This is a genomic window from Actinoplanes sp. NPDC023714 (assembly GCF_040639855.1).
Taxonomy (GTDB): domain Bacteria; phylum Actinomycetota; class Actinomycetes; order Mycobacteriales; family Micromonosporaceae; genus Actinoplanes.
Genome location: NZ_JBFAAR010000002.1, coordinates 323,650 through 347,820 on the forward strand (window position 1 = coordinate 323,650; position 24,171 = coordinate 347,820).

Here is a 24,171-nt window from a genome sequence, read left to right on the forward strand (position 1 = left end):
CCGACACGGCGCCGGCGGCCAGGACGGGACGACGTCTCATCGGTAGCTCCGAAGGGTGACCGGGCCGAGCAGGCCGTACTGCTGGCGGGCGGCGATGCCGAAGACGGCGGGGCTGGTCGTGCGCAGGCGGTTGAGCAGGGTGGTGGCGACCTCGACCTCGATCGTGTTGGCGCCGCGCTTCAACGTGATGTCGGCGACCGGCCGGAGAACGTCGATCGGCGGCGCGAGGCGGCCGTTCACCCGGACCCGGCAGGTATCGACCACCTTGCCGAGGTCGAGCAGGGCCTTCGTGGCGGCCGGCACGGTGACCGTGGTTCGGTAGCGGCCGATGCCGGAGACGTCGGCGAGTGACGGGATCGACGACCAGGGGGCCAGTGCGGTGAGCGTGACGTTCTGCTTCGTGACGCCGGTGGGCTGCCAGTCCTCGACCTCGAGTTCCCAGTTGTCGAGTTGAGTGGAAATTTCGGTAAATGTCCGGAAAGTTGTCGGGATCCGCCGCCGGGAGAACGTCAGCAACATCGACTGACCCGGCTGCAAGGAGACCCGCACACGCACCCGAACACCGTCGCGCACGAAAGGAATGCCCTCGACGACGCCCGTCCATGCATTGACCACCACGGGCACCGACGACCGCGACGAGGTCGTGAGCCACACGTCGTGGTCGATGGCCGTGATGGTCCGGTTCTCCGCGTGCCGCGCGTTCGCCAGGTAGTAGTGGTCGGTGTCGCCGTCCACCCGCCGCACGGTCATGAGCGTCGACCGCTGGTATTCGACGTCCCGCTGCACGCCCAGCTCCTCGAGGGCGGCCGGGATGCCGGTCTGGTCGGCGACGTTCCGTACCATCGGCAGCGCGAGCAGCGCCGTCAGGATCGGCTGGAGCGCCGGAGGGTGCACGTCCGCCCAGTTGCCGATCACGACGGTCGGCAGCCCCTTACGTGCCAGCCCGAGAATCTGCTGCCCCGCCCGTACCGAAAGGGTGTGGTCCTTGCCCCTGAAGGCGTCGCCGTCGAGGATGAGCGCCTTGTAGCGCGGCGGACCGAGGCGCCCGTCGCGGAGCTTCGCGGCCGGGAGAGCCAGCGACGCCTCGTCGACGAAACCGTGCGTCCAGCCGATCGGGATGCCGTCGTTCGTGGCCCACGGCGCGCCGATGCCGGTGGCCGTCCAGCCCTTCTGCCGGAAGAACGCGAGGTCCGCCCGGGCAGTGCCTTTTTGAAGAGCCTCTTGGGTACGGGCGAACCAGCCGGCGATGTCCCGGGCGTGCCGCCAGGTCGGCTGGCGCGGACCCCAGGCCTCGGCATACCCGATCCCGTTGCCGTTGTAGGGCGAGAACGCGGCGAACCCGGGCCACGCGGCGCCCGGCGCGTCCTTGTACGCGAACCCGTGCAGCACCGCCTGGTTGACGCCGCCCGCGAACACGCTGCCCATGGTCTGCAGCACCTTGTTCCAGGTGGTCGAGTAGGCGCCGTTCGCGTAGGCCGCCGCCTCGCAGGACAGCACCTTCTTCCCGGCCATGTCCCGGGCCGACGCGAGCACCCGGTAGTCGTCCAGGTTCTTGAAGCCGAGCGACTCGCTCTCCGCCACGTCGAGCAGGGTGGCGCTGCGGATCGCGTCGGTGGCGAGGCCGTACGGCTGGGCGCGCAGCTTCAGGCCCAGCGAGTGGGCGAAGTCGCGCAGCGGGATCAGGTGGTTCTCGTGGTAGAGGTCGGACAGCACCTGGTTGAGAGCATCCCGGGCGTGGTTCGTGTCGTCACCGGCGTACGAATAAAGGTATTTGCCCTTGGGGTTGAGCAGGATCGGCAGCAGCGGGAGCAGATCGGTCCCGGTGCGCTTCGCGAACTCGGCATCAAGGCCCGGTGTCCAGATCGTCCAGTCGCTCTCCAGCTCGAGCGAGTCCTCGAAGAGGTCGCCGCCGGCGTCGCGCAGCAGCCTGCGGATCGGCTTCGTGAGGATCAGCTCGTTCCACGCGTCGACGACGGCCCGGGTGCCGGCCTTGCTGAAGTGGTCGACGACGTAGGAGTCCGGCTCGGTGTGCGGGCCGCCCTCCGGTTCCTGTCCGGAACCCCGGATCGTGTACGTGAAGAGCAGCCAGTTCCCGTCGCCCGGCGTGACGGTCTCCCCGGGGCTCACCGTGCGCACCGAGGCCGGGTCGAGGGTGGTGCCGTTCGTGATCCGGGCGATCTGCGCTTTCCACTGGCCCGGCTCGCTGGGCACGGTGACGCTGCCGGTGAACGGCGTGACCGTGTGCGCCAGCTCCTTCGCCGCGGCCGGGTCGTCCGGGGTGATGCCGGGGACCGCGGCGGGCCAGCTCGGGCCCACCGCCAGGTCGATGGTGATGCCCCTTTTACGGGCCTGGCGCAGGGCCGTCTCGACGGCGTCCCGCCAGGGCTTCGTGCCCCAGCCGTGGCCGGCCGCGTCGAGGTCGGCGCGGACGCTGTGGTGCACGTCCTGGATCTCCAGGCCGGCGAACCCGGCGTCGGCGACCTGATCCACCTCCCGCGCGATCTCCGCCGGGTCGACCAGGCCGTGCGGCCACCACCAGCGGAACTTAGCGCCGGTCTCCGGCAGCGGCTCGACGCCGTGCGCGAAAGCGGGTGCGGACGGCCAGGGCAGCGCGGCTGCCGCGCCGGCGGCCAGGACGGTACGACGCTTCATCGGGTTCTCTCCATCGGGTTCTCTCCAGGGTGGCGGTGATGGCGGCTCGGGTGCGAAGGGTTACCGGTTTGGTGAGCGTGTTGGCGCCGGGCTTGAGCGCGTGGGTCACGTCGACGGGGCGCGGGTGCCGCAGGGCGGCCGGGAGTTCGACGCTGTTGACGGTGATCGTGGCGAGGTTGTGCACCTCGCCGAGGTCGAGGACGCGCTCGTGCCCGCTCGCTCGCCTTCGCCCGCGCCCTTCCCCGCGATCTTGTTGATTGGTGCAGCGCCGGTGCTGTGGGATTTCACAAGATCGGCGGGAGTGAGGGCGGGGGCGGGGGCGGGGGGCGCTCGCCTTCGCCCGCGCCTTTCCCCGCGATCTTGTTGATTGGTGCGGCACCGGTGCTGCGGGATTTCACAAGATCGGCGGGAGTGAGGGCGGGATCGGCTGCAGCGAGGACGGTGCGGGGCACGGCGGCTCCTGTCGCAAATCGTTTCAATGCGCGTTGCTGTCATCGAGCCCCTTGACGAATCGAAGCGCTTCGTCTAGGGCCGATAAACTGCGGTAATCGGACACGTTGCGATTGTGAAACGTTATAACACGGCCGTGACGCCACGGTAATATCTGCCATTGACGCCGTCAATACTTTCGATGCCCGCCGCTGGCGGCCCCGCCTCGCGCGCCGACCTCGACGCCTGTCCCGGCAGCTAGGGTGGGGTCGTGCGTGAAACTGCCGGGGAACTCGCCGAACTCCAGAAACTGCTCGACGCCTCGCTGGCCGGATCCACCGCCCACCTGCGGTCGATCGTCACCGAGCACACCACGGTCAAAGCCGCCGACCTGACCCGCATCCTGACCGGGATGTGCACCCTGGCCCTCTCCACGGTGACCGCCAAGGGCGAACCCCGGATCAGCGCCGTCGACGGTCATTTCCTGCACGGGAAGTGGTATTTCGGCACGGCCCGGAACGCGGCCAAGGCCCGGCACCTCGCCGCCCGCCCGGCAGCGAGCGTCGCCCATCTACGCGGCGAGGATCTCGGCGTGTTCACCCACGGAACCGCCGAGATCGTCACCGACCCGCCCGCCGGCGACTGGCCGGAACTGCTCGAATACCTGAAGGGGTTCTACGGCGGCGACGCGTTCGACTGGGAGAACGAGGTCGTCTACTACCGCCTGCGGCCGCACTGGATGACGGTCTACGCCCCCGACCTGGCCAAGCTGATCTGACCCAGCTCCTGCGTGCACCGGGTGAGCGCGACATAGAGCCCGTTCCACCCGCGCGGCTCGGCGGCGATGCCCTCGGGGTCGATCACCACTGTCGCATCCCACTCCAGGCCCTTGGCCTGGGTGGCGGTCAGCACCGGCACGCCCGGCAGCGCACCCACCAACCCGGTGACGAGGGCAGCCGGCGCCACCACGCCGACGGTCCCGCCGGCCCAGCGCTGCCGCAGCGCGGCGACGGCCCCGGTAGCGCTCTCGATCAGCTCATCGGGACGAACCGTGACCCGCCACGGCTCGATCCCGGACGAACGCACCGCGCGCGGCGGAGCATTGACACTCCCCGCCTTCTCCAGAATCGGCCCGGTCAGCTCCATGACCTCCCGCGGCGTGCGATAGCAGATGGTCAACTCGGCGGCGGTCCACCGCTCGCCGAGCGCCGCCCCGACCGCTTCGGCCCACGTGGTGTGCCGGTGCGAAGCCTCAGCCTGGTCGATGTCCCCGACCGCCGTGATCGAGCGCGTAGGGCACCGCCGCAGGACCATCTGCCACTGCATCTCCGAGAGCTCCTGCGCCTCGTCGACGACGACATGCCCATACACCCATCCGCGCTGCCGCCGAGCCCGCTCAGCGAGTGCCCCGGACGCCGCGTCGGCGCTGCCACCGGTCCCCGCCTCGCCCTCCGGCGGCCCGAGCAGGTCGGTGATCGCGTCGAGAAGAGGAATGTCGCCCGGCGCCCAATCTCCACCTGCGATGTCGTTCGCAGAGCTTGACGCGTCGGCGACCACGAGAGCGATCTCCTCGGCGGACAGTTCCGGGGCATGGCGGCGTAGCAGATCCGGGTCGGTCAGGAAGGTTCGCAGCATCGAGGCGGGGTCGCGGTCCGGCCACCACGACGCGACGAACCGGGCGATGGCCGCGTCCCCGGCGATCCGCTCGCGCAGCTCGTCGATCTCCTCCTCGGACAGCAGCCCATCCACCTCCGAGCCGCTCTCCGAGGCGCCCCCTGCTGGTCCGGCGGCGCGGTCGAAGCGGGCGAGGATGTCCTCGTACCCGTGCTCCATCTCCTCCAACAGCGCTTCGCGCTGTTCCGCCACCGCGTCGGCGAGGTTGTGGTGCAGGTGGTCGGCGAAGGTTGCGCGGGCTTGATGGTACGAACGACCCGATACGGCCGACGCCAGTGCCGAGGAAACGGTGTTCCCAGGAATGACGTAGAAGTCGCCGTCCCACCGCAGCCGTAGGTCGCGTGGTCCTGGGTACAGCTCCCGCACGTACCCATGAATGGCTTTCTGCCAGAGCGCCCTTCCCTTGATCTCGGAGAGTTCCCGGGACTCGTCGCGGCCGGCGCTGATCCCAGGAAGCAGGGTGTCGCAGGTGGCCGCGACGACGGCGGTCTCGCCGAGTGCGGGCAGCACCTGACCGATGTAGTCGAGGAATCGCGGGGAGGGGCCGAGCACGAGTACGGCCTGTTCCGCCATGTGGCGATGGGTGAAGAGCAGATATGCGACGCGGTGCAGCGCCACGACCGTTTTGCCGGTGCCAGGGCCGCCTTGGACGATCAGCGGACCGGTCGCCTCGGCGCGGATGATGTCGTCCTGTTCGCGCTGAAGTGTGGCGACGGCCGTGGTCATGCGGCCGGTGCGCCGTTCGTCGAGGGCGGCGAGAAGCGCGCCTTCGCCGACGAGGTCGCTGTCATGATCCCCGTGAAATGGTTCGTCATCGACGCCGGTGACTGCCGTACCCGCGGTGCGAATGTGCCGCCGCCGTTTCTGGCCCTGCGGATCCACCGGTGTGGCGGTGTAGAACGGCCGGGCCGCGGGCGCACGCCAATCCACGAGTAGCGGGTCGGCGTCCGGGTCCTCGTCGCGCAGCCCGACCCGTCCGACGTGCAATGTCGTGCCGTCGTCCCCGTCGAGGCGGCCGAAGACCAGGCCGTCCCGGGCGCGCAGCAGTTCCTCGTGCTGACGGCGCAGCATCCGCAGGCGGGAATGGTCGACCGCGTCCTCGGCAGGCTCGGCGAGTTCGGCCCGGAGTTGCGCGGCGATGCGGTCGCGGCGGGCTACGGCCAGATCGAGGAACGCCTGTTCCTCGTCGACGGCGGATCGTTTCCTCGACATGGCGGAAACTGTAGGGCCGTCATTTCGAAAGCGCCCGTATTTGTAGCTTTCCTCTCGTTGGCTTGTCATCAAGACGCGCTTCGTATCTGCGAATTCCGGCTCGGAACTTGACAATTAAGAAAATGTACGTCCTCATGCCAGTACGCGGGCGGCGAGTCGATTTGCCCGTTCCGAGGTTCAGCGCGTGCCTGGGTACGGCTGTGTTCCTGGGTATGGCCGCGTTCCTAGGTCTGGCTGCATGCCTGGGTATGGCTGTGTGCCTGGGTATGGCTGTGTGCCTGGGTATGGCTGTGTGCCTGGGTACGGCTTTGTTCCTAGGTGTCTGTCTCTGTTCCTAGGTTCGAGCTGTTCCTAGGTTCGGGCGCGTTCCTGGGTTCAGGCGCCCTCCTGGGTTGGAGTGGATTCCTTGGTTGGCTGGTCCTAGGTTCGGCGGGGATGGTGTTCCTGGGTTGGGCGGGCTTCAGGAACGGTGGGTGGAGCTGGCAGGATGCATCCGTGCGCGCCGTGATCGTCGACTCTGCCCGGACTCAACCGCGGATCGGGGAGGTGCCGGAACCTACGGCGCCGCCGGGCGGTGTCGTCGTGGAGGTCAAGGCGACCGGGTTGTGCCGCAGCGACTGGCACGGGTGGGCGGGGCACGACGACGACATCGTGTTTCCGCACGTACCGGGGCATGAACTCGCCGGCGTCGTCTCCGAAGTGGGCGCGGGCGTCGAGCGGTGGATGGCCGGCGACCGGGTGACGGTTCCGTTCGTGTGCGGGTGCGGCCGCTGCGAGTGGTGCCGGACCGGGCAGGCGCAGGTGTGTCCTGCCCAGGAACAGCCGGGGTTCACGCATTGGGGATCGTTCGCCGGGTACGTCGGCCTGCACGCCGCGGACACCAACCTCATCGCCATTCCGCCCCGGGTCGGGTTCGAGGCGGCGGCCGCGCTCGGATGCCGGTTCGCCACTGCCTATCGGGCTCTCGCCGGCCGGGCCCGCCTCACCGCCGGTGAATGGGTGACAGTGGTCGGCGCCGGCGGCGTGGGACTGAGCGCCGTGATGATCGCCCGTGCCCTGGGTGCCCGCGTGATCGCCGTGGACCGCAACCCGGAAGCGCTCGCCGTGGCCGCCGCCCTCGGCGCCGAGCACACGCTCCTCGCGGCGACGCCCACGCCGGGGAAGAGCACAGACCCGATTCCTGGGAACGGCGCAGACTCCGTGCCTGGGAAGAGCAGGGGCGCGATTCCTGGGAACGGCGCAGACTCCGTGCCTGGGAAGAGGGAGGGCGCGGTTCCTAGGAATGGTGCAGGCTCAGCCTTGGAAACAATCGAGGACATTTCGGGGGCGGTTCGTGAGCTGACCGGTGGGGGTTCGCACGTCTCCGTCGACGCCGTGGGGAGTGAGCTGACCTGCTCCGATGCGATCCTCAGTCTTCGTCGGCGGGGGAGGCATGTGCAGGTCGGCCTGCTGCCTCCGATCGGCGGGCATCCGCGCGTACCCATGGCCCGGGTCATCGGGTGGGAACTCGACGTGCTCGGTAGTCACGGCATGGCGGCCGCCGACTATCCGGCCATGCTGGCGCTCATCGAGGACGGTTCCCTGCAACCGCAGAAACTGATCGAGCGGACCGTCGGGCTCGCCGAGGCGGCCACACTGCTGGCCGATTTCGATCAGGCCATGGTGGCGGGCATGACGATGATCGACCCGTCGCGCTGATGGATATGCGGCGCGATCCGTGGGCGTTCTTCGATCATGACCTCGAGTCGGATCCGACGGTCTATGTGCCCTACCGGGTACGGCTGGAGATGCGGGCGGGCGGCGTCATCCAGGGGCCGGCCGTGACGGTGCGGATCTCCGAGCACAACGCGCGCATCGACTTCGGTCCGGAGCCGTACCGCAGCGTCTCCCTCACCGACGTGGCCGCCGGGCGGGTCGATCTTCGGCCGGTCCCGGCGGCCCTCGATGAGCTGCGGGTACGGCATCCGTGGGCCTACCGGATCTGGCGCCCCGACGAGGCGATCGCGGTCTACCAGTGGACCCGGGACGGGATGCCGGCCGAGGAGATCGCCGAACGGCTGCAGCGGCCCGCCGAGCACGTCGTCGTCAAGTTCGAACGGGTCGAGGCGCTGCTCCGGGCCGCCCGCACGATCGCGCCCCGCCTCGACGCGCCGGCGTTCGGGCCGCCGGTCGTCCACGAGTTCGCGAGCTACCGGCACGAGGACGAACCCCCGCCCTGGTACGCCGCGTCCACACGTGACGACCCGACCGTCTACCTGCCGTGCACGCTTCACATTGTCCGATACGGATCACAGATCGACGTGACTCCGCCGCGCGGCTGCGAGCTGTCCGAAAGTGGCTGGACGTTCGCCACCGACCGTCTCCGCGAGCACGTCCGGCTCACCGATCTCGTCGCCGGCCATGTCGACGTCCATCCCACCCCGGATGACCTGGCCGAGCTGCGCGAGATCCACCACGAGGCCTACCGCCCCTGGCGCCCCGCCGACGCCAAAGAGGTCCTGCGCTGGGGCCGCGACGAGGAGATCGGCGGCAGAAAGAGCGGCAGAAAAAGCGGCAAAGAAGGCGGCAAGAAAGACGAGGGCAAGAAAAGCGAGGGCAAGAGAAGCGAGGGCAAGAAAGGCCGCGCCAGGAAGGACCGCCTGGCCGCCCACCTCTCCCGCCCAGCCGCCCACCTCACGATCAAACAGCGCCTCCTCGAAGCCACCGCCGCCGAGATCACCCCACCTCCGCGCACCGAGCCCGCCCCCTACCTCCGCGCCCGGCACCGAGCCGAGGGCCCGCACCTCGTCCAGGTCACCGAGCTCTCCCCGCCCCGCACCGTGGCCGAGCGTCACGGCATCACCCCCGAGAAGGCCACGAGCTGGTATTTCGCGGCGCACCTGACCGAGGAGCAGATCACCGCCCTCCGCGACGACCCCGAGGTCGACCACATCGAGGAGCCGCAGATCTTCCACGGGGCAGGATGACCGCTCAGCGGGGGTCTTTCCAGGTGGTCACGTCGCGCTTCGAGCGCTTCATTCGTACGAGGAAAAAAGCGTGACCGGCGCGGGAAGCGCGCCCACCGGCGGGGTCGGAAGGCGGTGCGGCCGCACGCGGCATAGGTTGAAGCGGTGACTCTCGTGCGCCTGCGGACCCTGCTCGTCTCGCTGCTCGTGCCGATCGCGGTGCTGGCCGGACCCGGTGTGGCCCGGGCCGACGCGCCGATGCGGCTCGAGGTGCAGGTCCAGGACATGGCCGGGGTGATCGACAATCGGGCGCCGATCGACGACGCGCTCGCCGAGATGCAGCGGGAGACCGGGATCCAGCTGTTCGTGGTGTTCGTCGAGTCGTTCGACGGGGTGCCGGCGCAGCAGTGGACCGACGAGACGGCGCGGCTCAGCGACCTGGGGGATCGGGACGCGCTGCTGGCGGTGGCGACCGTGGACCGGGCGTACGCGTACTCGTTCCCCGACGACGCCCGGCTCACCGACGCCGAACTCGCCGAGGTGGCCCGCGACGACATCGAACCGGCGCTGGCGAAGTCGGACTGGTCCGGGGCGGTGATCGCGGCGGCCGCCGGATATCAGGACGCCGTCGCCGGTGGAGGAGGACTCGGGTGGGCGCTCCTCGTCATCGCGGTGATCGTGGTGGGCGCCCTGATCTGGGTGGTGCTGCGCCGCCGTCGCCGCCGTGCTCCGGCTCCCGCTCCCGCGGCCGGCCCCTCGCTGGAGGAGCTGTCCGCCCAGGCCAACGCCCTCCTCATCGAACTCGACGACGACCTGCGGGCCAGTGAGCGCGAAGGCGAACTTGCCACCGCTCAGTACGGCGCCGCCGTCACCGCCCGGTTCCAGGAGGCGCTCGCGTCGGCGCGCCGGGACGTGGCCGAGGCGTTCCGGCTGCGGATGACGCTCGAGGAGGTTCCGGCGCCCGACGACGCGGCCCGCCGGCGGACCCTCGCCCGGATCGTGGAGTTGTGCCGCGGGGCCGACGCGCGCCTCGACGCCGAGTCGGAGGCGTTCGACGAGCTGCGGGATCTGGAGGGCCGGGCCGCGGAGGTGGCGTCCGCTCTCGACGGTCAGCGCGCGGCGGTGGAGGCCGGGCTGGATGCCGCGTCGGCGACGCTCGCCGAGGTGGTGGGGCGGTACAGCGGGGAGCCGGTGAGCGCGGTCGCCGGGAATGTGGCGCAGGCGCGGGAGAGGCTGGTGTTCGCGGGGGAGGCGCTGGGGCGGGCGAGGGAGGCCCTGGATGGTCCGGTGGCCGGCTCTCCCGAGGCCGGTTCTCCCGGCGCTGCCGGCGTTGTGAGCGGGCGGGCTGCCGCGGCTCTCGCCGTACGGGCGGCTGAGCAGGCCATCGATCAGGCTTCGCAGCTCGTCGCGGCCATCGCGAAGGTCGCCTCGGATCTGCCGGCCGCGGTCACGGCCGCCGAGGCGCTGATCGCGGAGATCGAGGCGGAGATCGTGGCCGGCCGGGATGCACTGGCGGGCGCGGCGGCGGGGCGGGCCGCGCTGGGCGACGGGGCCGGGACAAAAGCGACCGGCACGAACGGGGCCGGGACGAACGGGGCCGGGCCGAATGGGGCCGCTGGCGGGGGCTCCCTGGAAGCGGCGGTGGCCGGCGGTGAACAGGCCGTCGCCCGGGCGCACGCCGATCTGGCGGCGGCCAAGCCGGATCCGGTCGCTGTGGTGGCTCGTCTCCAGGCCGCCGACGCGGCGCTCGACGCGGCCCTCGCGGTCGCCCGCGACCAGGCCGAACGGGACGCGCGCGCCCGGGCCGTCCTGGCTCAGACACTTCCGCTGGCGCGGGCCGAGATCGGTGCGGCGAACGACTTCGTGACCACCCGGCGCGGCGCGGTCGGGCCGGACGCACGGGTACGCCTCTCCGAAGCCCTGCGCCACCTCGCCCTCGCCGAACAGCTGTCGGTCACCGACCCGAATACAGCGGTGCGGGAGGTGGCCGAGGCCCGCCGGCTCGCCGCGGCGGCCGGGCACGCGGCCCAGGCCGACGTGAACCGCTGGAGCTCGGGCGGCGTCGACACCGGCTCGTTCGCGGGCGCGGTGCTCGGCGGCATCCTGTCCGAGGCGATGCGCTCCGGCGGCCGTGCCGGTGGCGGCTGGGGACACGGCGGCTTCGGGGGAGGCGGTTTCGGAGGCGGCGGCTTCGGCGGAAGCGGATCACGAGCCCGTCGCACCGGCGGCGGTGGCGGCGGTGGCGGCCGGCGAGGTGGCGGCGGCCGCTTCTAAGCCGTGCTTCGTAGTGTCGTCCCGGGAATGGGTCGTGATCGGCCGCGCGGATGGACCATGCGGATCATCATCGACGGGATCCGGTGGTTACGAAGCCACCCTCACCGTCGCAGCCGTCAACCAGTGGCTCCGCGTCCTACGAAACGCGGCCTGAACCCGCCGCATCACGGCCGCGGTCCGCCGCCCCTCAACCCCGCGCCCCGAGGTGACGGCGGTGCTCCCCGCCCTGCGTGTTGAGTTCAGGCCTGATTCGCACCGCAACTCACCACGCGATGGCCGGGCTGCGGTTGTGTGTTGAGTTGGGGTCCGGTTCGCACCGCAACTCAACACGCGATGGCTGGGCTGCGGTTGTGTGTTGAGTTGGGGTCCGGTTCGCACCACAACTCAACACGCGCGTGAGGGGCAAGAGCGCCCGGGTCCAATCCGCGGAAACGGCCTCCACGGCAACAGCACGTCCGTAATGTGCCGCTTCAGCCACGCGTTCCGACGCCTTCAGACTGGAGCCCGCCATGCCCCGCATCGGCATCATCCTCGGCAGCACCCGCCCCAACCGCAACGGCGAACAGGTCGCGAAGTGGGTTCTCGACCACGCCGAGCAGCGCAGTGACGCCGAGTTCGAGCTGGTCGACCTGCGCGACTTCCCGCTGCCGCACCTCGACGAGCCGATCCCGCCGTCGATGGGGCAGTACCAGCACGAGCACACCAAGAGGTGGGCCGCCAAGGTGGCCTCGTTCGACGGCTACGTCATGGTCACCCCGGAGTACAACCACAGCACCTCGGGCGTGCTGAAGAACGCCATCGACTACCTCTTCGCCGAGTGGAACAACAAGGCGGTCGGGTTCGTCTCCTACGGCTCGGTCGGCGGCGCCCGCGCGGTCGAGCATCTGCGGCTCATCGCCGGGGAGCTGAAGATGGCCGACGTACGCCAGCAGGTGACGCTCGCGCTCAGCACCGAGTTCGAGAACTACAGCGTCTTCAAGCCGGGCGACTACCAGCTGCCGCAGCTCACCACGCTGCTCGACGAGGTGGTGTCCTGGAGCAGGGCGCTGGCGACCGTGCGCTAGAAGCGGCCCTGACCGGCGGACAGGGCCGGGCGTCCGGTCATCTGCAGCACCGCGGCCAGACCGTGAACCGGCCCTTCGGTCCGGGGCAGGATCAGCGTACGAACACCGAGCGGCACCCCACCCACGTCGTCCCGCGGGCTGTCGCCGACCATCAGCGTCTCCACGGCCGGCACGCCGAGCAGCTCCAGCGCCCGCGCGTAGATCGCCGGGTCCGGCTTCACCAGGCCCGCCTCGTACGACAGCACCACCCCGTCGATCAGCTCACCGACGCCGATCCGGTCGAGGTGCGGGCGGATGTCGAGCCCGATGTTCGACAGCACCACGGTCCGCACACCCCGGGCCCTCAACTCGCGCAGCACCGGAACCGTGTCCGCGAACGGCGCCCACTGATCGGGCATCACGGCGTACAGCGCGGCGATCAGTTCCGGTCCGGCGCCCGGGTGCAGCGCGACGGTCCGCGCGAAGACGTCCCGATGCCGGTCGTGGCTCAGATCGCGCTCGCTGCGCGGGTCGATCGTGTGGGCGTGGTGCCAGATGTGGTCCAGATGTTCCCGGAGTCCGGCCCGGTGAGCGCTGTCGAGCTGCGTGGTCCCGCCGAGGCTGCGCAGAGCCGCGTCGATCCATCCCTCCGCGTCACCCCCTGCCACGAGCGTGCCGTGGAAGTCGAAGATGACCCCGTTGATCGGTGCGGGCGCCGTATCGATGAGCATGTCCGGACCCTAACCGCCGTACTCAAGTCCGTTTCACATCACGCGGCGGAAGAACGCCTTCAGATCTCCGACCAGCAGCTCCGGCACCTCCAGTGCGGGGAAGTGGCCGCCGCGCCCGTGCTCGGCCCAATACCTGATGTCCGGGAATCGTCGCGCCGCCTGCCGCCGCGACGTCCTCGGGACCTCGTTGGAGAAGATCGAGGCCCCCATGGGTACGGGGACCGGTCCCGTGGCAGCGCCATCCGCCATCCACGTGGCGACCTGGGCGATGCTCTCCGCGTAGAGCCGGGCCGACGACGCGGCCGTGCCGGTCAGCCAGTAGAGGGTCACCTGATCCAGCACCTGATCCCGGGTCAGGTCGCCCCAGGTGAGCAGCTTCTCGGCCATCCACGCGCACAGCCCGGCGGGGGAGTCGAGCAGCGCGTACCCGATCGTCTGCGGCGCGGTGCGGTGCACTTCGGAGTAGGCCGACGAGTCCCGCCCGCGCCGCCGCATCTGGTCGAGGGCCGCCTGCTCGTCAGCGGTCAGCACGTCGTCCGCGGCGGGGCCGGCCAGCGGTGGCACGAGGTGGATGCCGGCGACCCGGTCCGGGTGGCGCTGGGCGAGCACGGTGGAGATGCTCGTGCCCCAGTCGCTCCCGGCCGCGCCGTATCGTCCGTACCCGAGCCGGCTCATGAGATCGGCCCAGGCATCCGCGATCCGCTCGACGCCCCACCCGGTCTCGGCCGGTTTCGCGCTGAAGCCATAGCCGGGCAGCGAGGGGATCACCACGTCGAACTCGTCGAGCAGCGGCTCCACCAGCCCGATCAGCTCCAGCACCGACCCGGGCCAGCCGTGCGTGAGCACCAGGGGCAGGGCTCCCTCCTTCGCCGACCTCGCGTGCACGACGTGCAGCTCGGTGCCGCCGGCCGTCACCAGGAACTGCGGCCACGCGTTGAGCCGCTCCTCGGCGGCGCGCCAGTCGTAGCCGGAGGCCCACCAGCGGCACAGGTCTCGTACCGAAGAAAGGGGTATGCCCTGATCCCAATCCGCCGCGGGGGAGGGCTCGGGCCATCGGGTGCGCGCCAGCCGCTCCCGCAGGTCGGCCAGATCGGACTCGGGAACCCGGACCCGGAACGGCCGCGGATCGCGGTGATGGGAACCGGTCACCGGGGCAGGATAGTGCAGGAAGCTCCGGCGCAAGGGCGCAGAACACACCCGGCTCCCGGCGCGGACGGACTAGCGTCCTCCGTGTGGATCAACATGACGTCCCGCCCGGTGGATACGTGCAACTGCTGACCCCGGACGGCGAGCGGGTGGACAGCGTGACCACGGCCGAGGGCGTCACCTACACCGCCGACTTCACCGACGAGGAGTACCGCGGCCTCTACCGCGACCTCGTGACGGTCCGGAGGCTCGACACCGAGGGGCTGGCGCTGCAACGGCAGGGCGAGCTCGGCCTGTGGGCGAGCCTGCTCGGGCAGGAGGCCGCGCAGGTCGGCTCGGGGCGGGCGCTGCGGCCGCAGGACATGGCGTTCCCGACCTACCGGGAGCACGGCGTCCTCTACTGCCGGGGTATCGACCCGATCATGCCGTTCGGCCTGTTCCGCGGCGTCGACCAGGGCGGCTGGGACCCGGACGCGCACAAGTTCCACCTCTACACCCTGGTCATCGGCTCGCAGACGCTGCACGCCACCGGCTACTCGATGGGCGTGACCATGGACGGCCGCACCGGCAGCGCCGACGGCGAGGCCGTGATCGCCTATCTCGGCGACGGCGCCACCAGCCAGGGCGAGGTCAACGAGTCCTTCGTGTGGTCCGGCGTCTTCAACGCGCCGATCGTGTTCTTCTGCCAGAACAACCAGTACGCCATCTCGCTCCCGCTGGAACGCCAGGCCCGGGCGCCGCTCTACCAGCGCGCCGGCGGCTACGGCTTCCCCGGCATCCGGGTGGACGGCAACGACGTGCTCGCCAGCTACGCCGTCACCCGCGCGGCCCTCGACAACGCCCGCACCGGCCAGGGCCCCACGCTGATCGAGGCCTACACCTATCGGATGGGCGCGCACACGAGCTCCGACGACCCGACGCGGTACCGGATCGCCAGCGAGGTCGAGTCGTGGAAGGCGAAGGACCCGATCAGCCGGGTCAAGCAGTTCCTGCTGAAGCAGCAGATCGCCGACGACGGCTTCTTCGGCGAGGTGGACGAGGACGCGCGCAGGCTGGCGCTGGATCTGCGCGAGCGGGTCCTCGCCATGCCCGACCCGAAACCCGTCGAGATGTTCGACCACATCTACCCGGAGGGCTCGCACCTGGTGGACGCCCAGCGAGCGCGGTTCGCGGAGTACCACGCCTCATTCGAGTGATCCGAGGAAGCGCTCCATCGCGGCGCCGACCTCGGCCAGGACGTCGGTGTAGGCGCTCACCGGCCCCGGCACGCGCAGCGAATGGTCGGCCCCGGGGATCTCCAGCAGCCGCTTGCCGGTGGCGTTCGCCTGCTCCGGCTTCCACGCGAAGTCCTCGGTCCCGCCGACGAGCAGTTGCGGCGCGGGGTTGGCGGTGATCGCCGCGACCACCGCGGGCTCGTACAGCAGTGGCGTCAGCCAGATCGCCGGCAACCGCTGCTCGGCGGCGAGGGCGGCGGCGTAGCTGCCCAGCGACTTGGCGATCAGGACCGGCCGGGCGGAGGGGGCATCGGCCCGGGCGGTGTGCAGGGCCGCGGTCACGTGGGCGCGCACGAACGGCTCGGGGCCGATCTCGAGCAGGGCCGGGGGAACGGTCCAGCCGATGCGCTCGATGCGATGACCGCGGGCGGTCAGGACGAAGTCGGCGATGTCGAAGAGCGGCGCCTCGGTGTCGTAGGCGCGGCCGGGCACCAGGATTCCGGTCAGCATCGACATACGGTAATCTCGACGCCGCCATGCAGCCCTGCGGCCCGAGGAGGTGAGACCGATCAACACGATGACAGGTCGGGCCTCCCTCCCTCGCATGGTCTAGGGAGCGCTCGCGGGAAGCATCCGCGAAAGGCGTGTGAGCGCATGCGTTTCATCTCCGAGACGTCGTCCCACGGCGTCCGTGAACAGGAATTCCGGCACGACGAGATCCCCGGCGTGCTCTGGACGCCGCTCGAGGCGGCGGAGAGCCGGCCGTTGATCCTTCTCGGGCACGGCGGCGGTCAGCACAAGAGGGCGCCCGGCATGTCGGCCCGGGCCCACCGGTTCGTCACGGAGCTGGGCTGCGCCGTGGTGGCGGTCGACGTGCCCGGTCACGGCGACCGGCCGGTCGATCCGGAGCTCGACCGGATCGCCACGGAGAATCAGGCTCGGGTCGAGGCGGGCGAGGACATGGCCCCGCTCATCGCGGGCTTTCAGGCCCTGGTGGCGCGCCGGACCGTGCCGGAATGGCGGGCGGTCGTCGATCAAGTGCAATCGATTCCGTACGTCGGAACCGGCCCGGTCGGCTACTGGGGCGTATCGCTCGGCTGTGGACTGGGTGTGCCTTTCGTGGCCGCCGAGCCGCGGGTCCGCGCCGCGGTGCTCGGCCTCGGCGGCGCGCTCGCGTCGGCCGGGGTCGCGGCCCGGATCACGGTGCCGGTGCGGTTCCTGCTCCAGTGGGACGACGAGCGGGTGCCCCGCGAGCAGGGCCTGGCGCTGTTCGACGCGTTCGGGTCGGCGGAGAAGACGATGGCCGCGAACCCGGGCCGGCACGGCGAGCTGCCGCGGCACGAGCTGGACGGCGACGTTCAGTTCTTCAGGCGCCACGCGATCGCGGCTGCGACGGCGGCCATGCCCGCGGCGTTCGGGTGAAGGGAGCTGTAGGCGCCGGCCGCCGTGGGGGTGAACGGGTGGATCCACGGCTCGGCTGACCCGAGCGCGTGCCCGCGGCTGATCGCCGAGACGGCGACGAGCTCGGCGCCGGAGCGGGCCGCGGCCGTGACGTAGGCGCTCTCCAGCGCGGACTGGATGTCCCGGAAGAGGGGGTCGCCGAACGGCTCCGGCGCCGGGTCGTCGCCGAGCACCGTGAGGTAGTCGACGAGCAGGATCCGCGCCCGCGGCGCCCGGGCGCGGACCCTGGTCACGATCGCGGCGAGGCCGGCCGCGGTCCGCTCCACGTCGGCGGCGGACGGCACGGGCGGGCCGTCCGGGAGGTCGGCGGCGAGCATCGTGGCGGCCGGGCCGCCGGGCCGGACCCGGTTCCACCCGGCGAACATCATCGCGGTCATGTAGCGCAGGTCGTTGCCGCCCGCCGTCACGGTGACCAGCCCGGCGTCCGGCGGCACGCCGTCCAGCTGCGGCGCGAACCGGGCCCCCGCCATCGTGACCTGCGGCTGGTCGAGGATGGTCGCGGTGGTGGCGCCCGAGACGCTCAGGTCGGTGAGGTCGGCGCCGAGCGCGCGGGCCAGCACGTGCGGGTAGTTGTTCGCCGACCGCATGGCGGCCGCGTCCACGATCGGGTCGATCCCGGGACCGGACGCGAACGAGCTGCCCAGCGCGGCGTACGAAAGCGGTGTTCCCACCCGGCGATCATGCCATCCGAAACGTTGAACTATTCGGTTCAGTGTCATATGGTGAACCACATGGTTCAGCAAGCGGTCCTGGATCGGGTCTTCGCGGCCCTGTCCGATCCCACCCGGCGCGGCATCCTGGTCCGCCTCGGCCAGAGCCCGGCCACGGTCGGGGAGCTCGCCGAACCCACCGGGATGACGCTGACCGGCATGAAGAAACACGTCCAGGTCCTCGAGGACGCCGGCCTCGTGGTCACCGAGAAGGTCGGCCGCTCCCGGCAGTGCCGGCTCAGCGCCGCGCCGCTCGACGAGGCGATGGCCTGGATCGGCTTCTACCAGCGGCTCTGGGCCCGTCGCCTGGACGGCCTCGACGCCTACTTCACCCTGAACCCCGACCCGAAGGGACCAGCGACATGAGCCTCGAGATGCGGATGGAGCGGCGGCTGCCGGCCACCCCCGAGCAGGTCTTCGACGCCTACACCGACGCCGAGAAGCAGAAGGTCTGGTTCAGCATCCTCGACGAGGAGCCGGGCATCGTCGAGATCGAGGTCGACCTGCGGGTCGGCGGCAAGCAGACCGCGGTGTGGGGGCCGAGCCCCGACGCGCTGTTCCGGGAGACGCAGACGTTCCTCGAGATCGACCGCCCGCACCGGCTGGTCACCGAGTCGACGGGCGTCTCCCCGGACGGCATGACCATGACGACCCGGATCGAGATCTCGTTCGAGGCGGCCGGCGACGGCACGCTCATGACCGTGGTGCAGAGCGGTTTCCCGGCGCCGGAGATCCGCGACTTCTTCGTGGCCGAGGTGTGGGCCGGCGCGCTCGCCCGGATCGAGGCCTTCGTGCTGCGCGAGCACGCCGATGCCTGACCTGCTCAGGGCCGCGAGCCCGGCGTTGCGTTCGCTTTCCCGTACGAAAGTGGTGGTCTTCGCCGTCGTCCTCGCCGTGGTGGTCAACGTGATCGTCCATGCCTGCGGCAGGCTGGCCGGCGGCAGCTTCGCCTTCACCACGCCGGACGGCCCGGCCGAGGTCGGCGCCGTGACGGTCGCCGGATTCAGCGCGGTGCCGCTCGCCGCCGGGCTCGTCCTCGTCGCACTGCTGGCCCGGCGGTTCCCCTGGGCGGCCCGGGCCGGCGCGATCGTCGGCTCGGTGCTGGCGATCGGGACCATCGCGACGATGACGCTGCCGGCCGACCTCGACACGGTCAGCACGATCACCCTGGCGCTGTGCCACCTCACGCTGGTCCCGATCGTCGTCGGCGCCTGCGCGCTGCTGCGGTCACACCAGCCCGGCCGCTGACGTCGCCGCCCAGGCCAGGTGCGGCTGGTCGATGTCGGAGTGGGCGCCCGCGAAGAACGACCAGCCGTGCGAGATCACGTCGTCGCCGTCGAGCCGGTAGAACGTACCCGGCTGGAATTTGTACTGGCTGCCCTCCGGGCCCAGCGGCACCGTCTGGGCGGCGGCCTGCTGGAAGCCGTCGGTGCCCATGCCGCCCCAGCGGAAGTTCGGGTTCACCAGCGACTGGGCGTCCAGCCAGGCCAGCCGGCTGGCGTTCGGGTACCACCAGCCGATCGCCCGGTCGTTGCGGGAGAACGTCGCCAGCAGCGGGCCGTCCACCCGGTCGGCCTCGCCGGCCAGCGCGCCCCGGCCGGCGCTGACCGGCGCGTTCGCCGCGAACGCGAAGTGGCTGAACGCGCCCTGGATGAGCAGCAGCGACTTCACCGGGCTGGCGTGCCCGCGCAGCGCCGGCGGCAGGCCGGCCAGCGTGTACGCCACCAGCCGGGCGCCGAAACTGTGCCCGATCAGATGCACGCGCGGCGCACCCGGCCGTCCGGCGAGGCGGCCCAGCAGCGGTCCGAGCCCGCGCCGGCCGACCACGGCGGCCCGGTTCTTCATCTCGTAGTAGGCGGCGACCCGCAGCAGCTCCTTCGCCCCCTTCCAGAGCACGCCGAACGGGGTGAGGCCGGCCCGCGCGTCCGGCGACGGCAGCGGGGCCAGCATCGACATGGTGTCCAGCACGGTCCGCGGCGACGAGGTGAGCACCATCCCCTCGCCGCGGTCCTCCTCGATGTCGTTGTCCGTGCCGATCAGGCCGCGGGTCAGCTCGATGAAGGTGAGCAGCTGCTGCGGGTCCGGCGGGCGCTGGTCCAGCAGGCCGCCGAGCATGGCGAGCTCGGCCTGATGGTTCGGGAAGGCCGGCGCGAGCGCCGCCGCGATCTCCGCGCCGCTGGACCGCGGGGCCTGCGCGGGCGGCGGGCCGGGCGGGGCCAGGGGAGTGCTCCGCGCGGCGCCGGGCACGGTCGGCAGGGGCCCGCTCGCGGCCGGGCCGGTCGGCAGTGGCCCGCCCGCGGCCGGGCCGGTCGGCAGTGGCCCGCTCGCGGCCGGGTCGTCCTCCGGGAACAGCAGCGACGGCCAGATCACCCCGGCGAAGCCGATGGCGTGGCCCGCCGTCATCCGGGCGAGCTGATCGAACATGAAGTCGTAGTGCCGCCGGGCGCCGGCCGGCGACGAGTTCCAGCCGTGGCTGAAGACGAAGAGCTCATCGGCCGCGAGCTCGCTCTCCAGCCCGCCGTCGTCGACGAGGTTGCCGTCCTTGTCGAAGGTGATCTCCCAGTACGGCAGTCCGCGAATGTTCTCTCTCATGACGAGTCCTTAGAAGCGGTCGCGTCCCAGCGGCACCGCCGACCCTCCCACCGCCCGGTCCGCGCCGCAGTCGTGTCACGGACAGGTCCGGCGGTACGCGGACCCCGGAAGGTACTTCGCCCATTCGGCCACGGTGAGCGGGTCGCCGCCGCCGGAGCACAGGGCGTCGGCCATCCGCGTCTCGTCGGTGTCCCAGAACGTGACCCGGCCGGAGGTGCCGGTGGCGGCGAGGGTCGCGCCGTCCGGGAGGTACGCGATCGCGTACGTCTTGCCGCCCGGATTCGCCGCGTGCAGCGTTCCGGTGACCAGCGGCGCGGCAGGCGTGCCGACGTTCCAGGTCCAGACCGAGCCGTCGCCGCCGGAGGCGGCCAGCTCGCGGCCGTCCGGCCGGAAGGCCAGGCTGTAGACGTAGTGGGTGGGACCGGTGATCGGCCTGCCGAGCTGCCGGGCCGCCCGGGGGTCGGTGAGGTCCCAGAGCCGGATGGTGTCGTCGGCGCCACCCGCGGCCACCGTCCGGGAGTCCGGCGAGAACGCCACCGACCAGGCGTAGTTGTCGAACCCGCCCAGCGACGGCAGCGCGACCGGCGCTCGCGGATCGCTGATGTCCCACAGGTGCACGAACCGGTCGACGCTGGCGGCGGCCAGCAGGCGCCCGTCCGGGCTGAACGCCACGTTCGCCGTCAGGCCGCCGGTGTCCAGGTCGGGCAGGGTACGCGGCGACGACGGATCGGAGACGTCCCAGAGGTGCACCCGTTCGTCGTCGGCCGCCGCGGCGACCAGCCGGCCGTCCGGGCTGAACTGCAGCGCCTCGACCAGCTTCGCCGAGCCGGACAGGGTGGTCCGGCCGTTGAGCAGGACCACGCCCTCGCGGTTGCCGGTGACCACGAGCCCGCCGTCCGGAGAGATCGCCGCGCTGCCGGCGGACGGGCCGAAGGCGACCGGGTTGGCTGCGGACGGCAGGCGGCGCGGCGTGCCCGCGTGCATGCCCCAGAGCTGCACGTGACCGTCCGCGCCGGAGGAGGAGACGGCGATCCGGGTGCCGGACCGGTCGACTCCCAGGGCGAAGAGCGGCCCGGCGCCGGTATCGATCAGCCGGCGCCGGGCCGGCGAGCTGCGGACTACCCCGTCGGCGGCTGCCATGTGCAGCACACCGCCGTCGGGCGAGTAGCCGACCGAGGTGATCTGGGCGGCGCTGGCGACGCTGTCCAGCCGTGCGCCGGTGTGCACGTCGAAGACCGCCATCGTGTTGTTCGAGCCGCCGACTGCCACCAGGTCGCCGCCGGGCGCGTACGCCGCCGCGTGCACCCAGGAGGTGAATCCGGTCTCCAGCCTGCGGCGGATCTCGTGTCGCGTGGTGTCGAGTATCGCGGCGGTGCCGTCCTTGGCGCCTGCCAGCAGCGCGTCGCCCGACGGCGGCCAGGCGAGCGCGGTGACCGTGGTGGTGCCCAGCGGGATCTCGGCCGGAGCGTCGCCGAGTCGTGCGGCGGGCCAGAGCTGGACCGTCCCGGCGGTGCCCGCCGCCGCCAGGCCGCCACCGTCCGGCCGATAGGCGACGGCCTGGACGGCACCCTGCCCTCCGGAGATCGTCACCTCGGCGGGAGCCCGCCAGCCGGTGCCGGGCGTGATCTGCCAGGCACGCAGCGACGGCTCACCGCCGCCGGCTACCAGGCGGGTGCCGCCCGGGTCGAACGCCAGCGATAGAACCGCCTCGCCGAAGGTGCCCGGAGCCGCACCGAGACCGAGGGGACGGGCCGGGTCGCGTACATCGTGGAGGTGCACCCGGCCGCCCTCCCCACCGACCGCCAGGGTGTCCCCGTCCGGGGTGAAGGCCAGCGCGAACACGACCTTGCCGGGTTCGGCGGCCGGTATGACGCCGAGGCGCTCGCCGGGCCGGCCGCCCGCGTACCGGAAGAGGTTCACGCTGCCGTCCCCGGCGCTGCTGACCGCCATCACCGTGCCACCCGGATCGATGCGCAGCACGGTCGGCCCGGATGTCCCGATCAGCCGGTGCACCACGCCGGCGGCGGTCGCGTCGAGCAGCGCCGAGCGGGCGTCGAGGGTCGGTGATATCCGGTACGCCGCGAGCGCCAGCTGCCCGGCCAGCGCCGGGTCGACGGCACGCGTGCGGTCGGACTCGATCGCCACCTGGCGGGACAGCGCTTCGTCGCGGGCACGGTCGGCGGCCTTGCGCTGGTCGGCGGCGATGCTGCCGGCCCGGAACGCATAGCCGGCGAGACCGACCGCGACGACCACGACCGCCATCAGCGCGGCGACCAGCCGCCGGAGGACACGTACCCGCCGCCGCGCGGCCAGCCGCCCGGCCTCCTCGGCGTCCACGCTGCGGTCGAGGAAGTCCCGTTCGGCGGCGTTCATCGCGGCCCGATGATCGGGGTCCCGGGCCCATTCGCCGACCTGGATCAACAGGTTGCCCCGGAGCAGGCCCTGCGGGTCGGAACCACCGGCCCGCCAGTCCTCGGCGGCCCTGGTCAAGCGTCGGTGCACCAGCAGGCCGGCGTGGTCCGCGACGATCCATTCGGCGAGGCGGGGCCACGCGGTGAGCAGCGCGTCGTGGCTGATCTCCACGTGCTGCTCGTGCGCGGTGATCAGCCGCTGGGCGACGAACCGCTCGAGCACCGGCCGCATCTGTTCCCGTCCGGCCGGGAGCTCGTCCAGGGTGATCCGGCGCTTCGTGGTGATCACATCGTCGTCGACGGTGACCAGGCGCAGGAAGAGGCGGCGTGCCAGTTCCTTCCCGGCGGGATCCAGATCGGCGTACGCCTGTTCGGCGCTCTGCTGGACAGCGCCGCGGAGGCCGCCCGCCTCGCGGTAGTGCGGGAGGGTGAGCCGGCCCCGCACCCGCCGTCTCCACGCGGCGAGCAGGGCGTGCGACAGCAGCGGAAGCACATGCTGCTGGCCGGTCCGGGCGACGGGCAGATGGCCCGGCAGAACGTCGGCGAGCACCACCTCGACCAGTGCCTCGTCCACGCGGACGTCGCAGGCCTCGGCGGGCCCGACGATGGCGGCACGCACCTGTTCCCCGGCGAGCGGCGGCACCACCATCTGCCGCTCCTGCAGTGCCGGGAGGAGACGAGGATCAGCCGCGGCCGCGGCGAAGAAGTCGGCACGCAGACCCGCCACGATCAGCGTGCGGGGGCCGAGCCCGGTCAGCGCGGCGACGAAGCCGGAGGCCTGCCCGGCGGCGAGGGTGTAGAGCTCTTCGAACTGGTCCACGATGAGCAGGCGCGGCTCGGTGGCGCCCTCCAGAGTCCGGTTCAGGGCGGTGAGCGGGTCCGGACCCGGCACCATGATCGCCACGGACCACGGCTCACCGTCCCACGCGCAGTCCAGGACGGCCGGCTGCACCCCGGCTCGCAGCAACGACGACTTGCCCGATCCCGAGGCGCCGATCAGGAACAGCAGACGCTCGTCCGGGCCGTTTCCGCGCAGGTCCGCGAGCCGGTCCAGGATCTCGTCGACGAAGTCCTCGCGCCCGAAGAACAGCCCCGCGTCCTCGGCCTCGAACGGCTCCAGTCCGCGATACGGGGAGGTGGCCGGGCCGCGCCGCCCCTGCCGCCCGTCGGTCCGTTCCCGTACCCGGTCGAGCGCCTCCTCCCAGGCCGGGACGTTCTCACCGGGTACGCCGCAGGCGGCGAGCAGCGTGCGGAACTGGTCGCGCTGGGCCGGGCCCGGGAGATGGGTTCCCTTGACCCAGCCGCCGGCCGTCGCGGACGACAGCCCGCACCGGCGGGCGAGTTCCCGGACGGTGAGACCGGCCCGGAGCCGCAGGCCAGTCAGCGCGTGGCCCCACTCCTCGCGGGTCTCGACCCGTCGCAGGTCGTCGTCGGCGCGCTCGAGAATCCCTCTGCCCCCCTGCGTCGCTCACCAGGTGTTCCGACTCTAGGGACGACGGAGTCACGGGGGCATCGTGCCAACGGGTGACCGTCCATCCCGGACGACCGGCCGGATGGCGCCGTCATCATGACGCCGGTGCGGCCGCCGGGGAACCGGTCGCGGCCATGTCCGGACAACCTCGGACACGCGCCGCCGGCGACGGCCGTCCGGAGTTCGTCCGGGAGTGGCGCCGGAAG

Annotated in this window: 18 protein-coding genes; 10 read left to right on the forward strand and 8 right to left on the reverse strand. The window is 71.7% G+C overall.

Annotated elements, in window-relative coordinates; genetic code table 11:
- Window positions 1-36: 36 nt before the first annotated feature.
- Entirely contained in the window at window positions 37-2,652 is a 2,616-nt protein-coding gene (locus AB0G10_RS09290; RefSeq protein ID WP_360918279.1) for a glycosyl hydrolase, read from the reverse strand.
- Between the two features lie 700 nt (window positions 2,653-3,352).
- Between AB0G10_RS09290 and AB0G10_RS09295 the strand changes: the two genes are divergently transcribed.
- Window positions 3,353-3,859: a pyridoxamine 5'-phosphate oxidase family protein gene (locus tag AB0G10_RS09295; RefSeq protein WP_360918280.1), complete on the forward strand. Its 507-nt coding sequence runs from the start codon at window positions 3,353-3,355 to the stop codon at window positions 3,857-3,859.
- Here AB0G10_RS09295 and AB0G10_RS09300 read toward each other — a convergent pair.
- On the reverse strand, window positions 3,829-5,967 hold the full coding sequence (locus tag AB0G10_RS09300) for a UvrD-helicase domain-containing protein (RefSeq protein ID WP_360918281.1): 2,139 nt from the start codon (window positions 5,965-5,967) through the stop codon (window positions 3,829-3,831). The two genes, AB0G10_RS09295 and AB0G10_RS09300, sit on opposite strands and share 31 nt — an antisense overlap.
- A gap of 318 nt (window positions 5,968-6,285) precedes the next feature.
- Between AB0G10_RS09300 and AB0G10_RS09305 the strand changes: the two genes are divergently transcribed.
- From AB0G10_RS09305 to AB0G10_RS09320, 4 genes are all read left to right on the forward strand, one after another.
- Complete coding sequence (locus AB0G10_RS09305) at window positions 6,286-7,665, forward strand: alcohol dehydrogenase catalytic domain-containing protein (protein ID WP_360918282.1); 1,380 nt, start codon at window positions 6,286-6,288, stop codon at window positions 7,663-7,665.
- Complete coding sequence (locus AB0G10_RS09310; protein WP_360918283.1) at window positions 7,665-8,933, forward strand: hypothetical protein; 1,269 nt, start codon at window positions 7,665-7,667, stop codon at window positions 8,931-8,933. Before AB0G10_RS09305 ends, AB0G10_RS09310 begins: the two co-directional genes overlap by 1 nt.
- Window positions 8,934-9,077: 144 nt before the next feature.
- On the forward strand, window positions 9,078-11,186 hold the full coding sequence (locus tag AB0G10_RS09315; protein WP_360918284.1) for a TPM domain-containing protein: 2,109 nt from the start codon (window positions 9,078-9,080) through the stop codon (window positions 11,184-11,186).
- A gap of 509 nt (window positions 11,187-11,695) precedes the next feature.
- Window positions 11,696-12,250, forward strand: a complete 555-nt coding sequence (locus AB0G10_RS09320; RefSeq protein WP_360918285.1) for an NAD(P)H-dependent oxidoreductase — start codon at window positions 11,696-11,698, stop codon at window positions 12,248-12,250.
- Here the strand turns inward: AB0G10_RS09320 and AB0G10_RS09325 are convergent.
- Together AB0G10_RS09325 and AB0G10_RS09330 are read right to left on the reverse strand one after the other, a co-directional pair.
- Window positions 12,247-12,960 carry an HAD family hydrolase gene (locus tag AB0G10_RS09325; protein WP_360918286.1) on the reverse strand — a complete coding sequence of 238 codons (714 nt, stop codon included), beginning with the start codon at window positions 12,958-12,960 and terminating at the stop codon, window positions 12,247-12,249. The two genes, AB0G10_RS09320 and AB0G10_RS09325, sit on opposite strands and share 4 nt — an antisense overlap.
- Window positions 12,961-12,993: 33 nt before the next feature.
- Complete coding sequence (locus AB0G10_RS09330; protein ID WP_360918287.1) at window positions 12,994-14,109, reverse strand: epoxide hydrolase family protein; 1,116 nt, start codon at window positions 14,107-14,109, stop codon at window positions 12,994-12,996.
- 83 nt (window positions 14,110-14,192) lie between these two features.
- Here AB0G10_RS09330 and AB0G10_RS09335 point away from each other — a divergent pair, with 83 nt between their 5' ends.
- Window positions 14,193-15,302: a thiamine pyrophosphate-dependent dehydrogenase E1 component subunit alpha gene (locus AB0G10_RS09335; protein ID WP_360918288.1), complete on the forward strand. Its 1,110-nt coding sequence runs from the start codon at window positions 14,193-14,195 to the stop codon at window positions 15,300-15,302.
- Here AB0G10_RS09335 and AB0G10_RS09340 read toward each other — a convergent pair.
- On the reverse strand, window positions 15,291-15,830 hold the full coding sequence (locus tag AB0G10_RS09340; protein WP_360918289.1) for an alpha/beta hydrolase: 540 nt from the start codon (window positions 15,828-15,830) through the stop codon (window positions 15,291-15,293). The genes AB0G10_RS09335 and AB0G10_RS09340 overlap by 12 nt on opposite strands.
- A 144-nt stretch (window positions 15,831-15,974) precedes the next feature.
- On the opposite strand from AB0G10_RS09340, the gene AB0G10_RS09345 reads away from it, so the two are divergent.
- On the forward strand, window positions 15,975-16,742 hold the full coding sequence (locus tag AB0G10_RS09345) for an alpha/beta hydrolase (protein ID WP_360918290.1): 768 nt from the start codon (window positions 15,975-15,977) through the stop codon (window positions 16,740-16,742).
- Here the strand turns inward: AB0G10_RS09345 and AB0G10_RS09350 are convergent.
- The gene (locus tag AB0G10_RS09350) at window positions 16,679-17,452 is read right to left on the reverse strand and encodes a GDSL-type esterase/lipase family protein (RefSeq protein WP_360918291.1); all 774 of its coding nucleotides are present in this window, start codon (window positions 17,450-17,452) and stop codon (window positions 16,679-16,681) included. The genes AB0G10_RS09345 and AB0G10_RS09350 overlap by 64 nt on opposite strands.
- Window positions 17,453-17,512: 60 nt before the next feature.
- Here AB0G10_RS09350 and AB0G10_RS09355 point away from each other — a divergent pair, with 60 nt between their 5' ends.
- From AB0G10_RS09355 to AB0G10_RS09365, 3 genes are read left to right on the forward strand one after another with little or no spacing between them, the layout of a single operon-like run.
- Window positions 17,513-17,857, forward strand: coding sequence for a metalloregulator ArsR/SmtB family transcription factor (locus AB0G10_RS09355; protein ID WP_360918292.1), 345 nt, complete (start codon window positions 17,513-17,515; stop codon window positions 17,855-17,857).
- Complete coding sequence (locus tag AB0G10_RS09360) at window positions 17,854-18,309, forward strand: SRPBCC domain-containing protein (protein ID WP_360918293.1); 456 nt, start codon at window positions 17,854-17,856, stop codon at window positions 18,307-18,309. The genes AB0G10_RS09355 and AB0G10_RS09360 overlap by 4 nt, the downstream gene beginning before the upstream one ends.
- Window positions 18,302-18,739 (forward strand): DUF6069 family protein, encoded by a 438-nt coding sequence (locus AB0G10_RS09365; protein ID WP_360918294.1) that lies wholly within the window; start codon window positions 18,302-18,304, stop codon window positions 18,737-18,739. The genes AB0G10_RS09360 and AB0G10_RS09365 overlap by 8 nt, the downstream gene beginning before the upstream one ends.
- Here the strand turns inward: AB0G10_RS09365 and AB0G10_RS09370 are convergent.
- Together AB0G10_RS09370 and AB0G10_RS09375 are read right to left on the reverse strand one after the other, a co-directional pair.
- Window positions 18,719-20,083, reverse strand: a complete 1,365-nt coding sequence (locus tag AB0G10_RS09370; RefSeq protein ID WP_360918295.1) for a hypothetical protein — start codon at window positions 20,081-20,083, stop codon at window positions 18,719-18,721. The two genes, AB0G10_RS09365 and AB0G10_RS09370, sit on opposite strands and share 21 nt — an antisense overlap.
- Before the next feature lie 75 nt (window positions 20,084-20,158).
- Window positions 20,159-23,941, reverse strand: a complete 3,783-nt coding sequence (locus AB0G10_RS09375; RefSeq protein WP_360920662.1) for a helix-turn-helix domain-containing protein — start codon at window positions 23,939-23,941, stop codon at window positions 20,159-20,161.
- Window positions 23,942-24,171 lie beyond the last annotated feature (230 nt).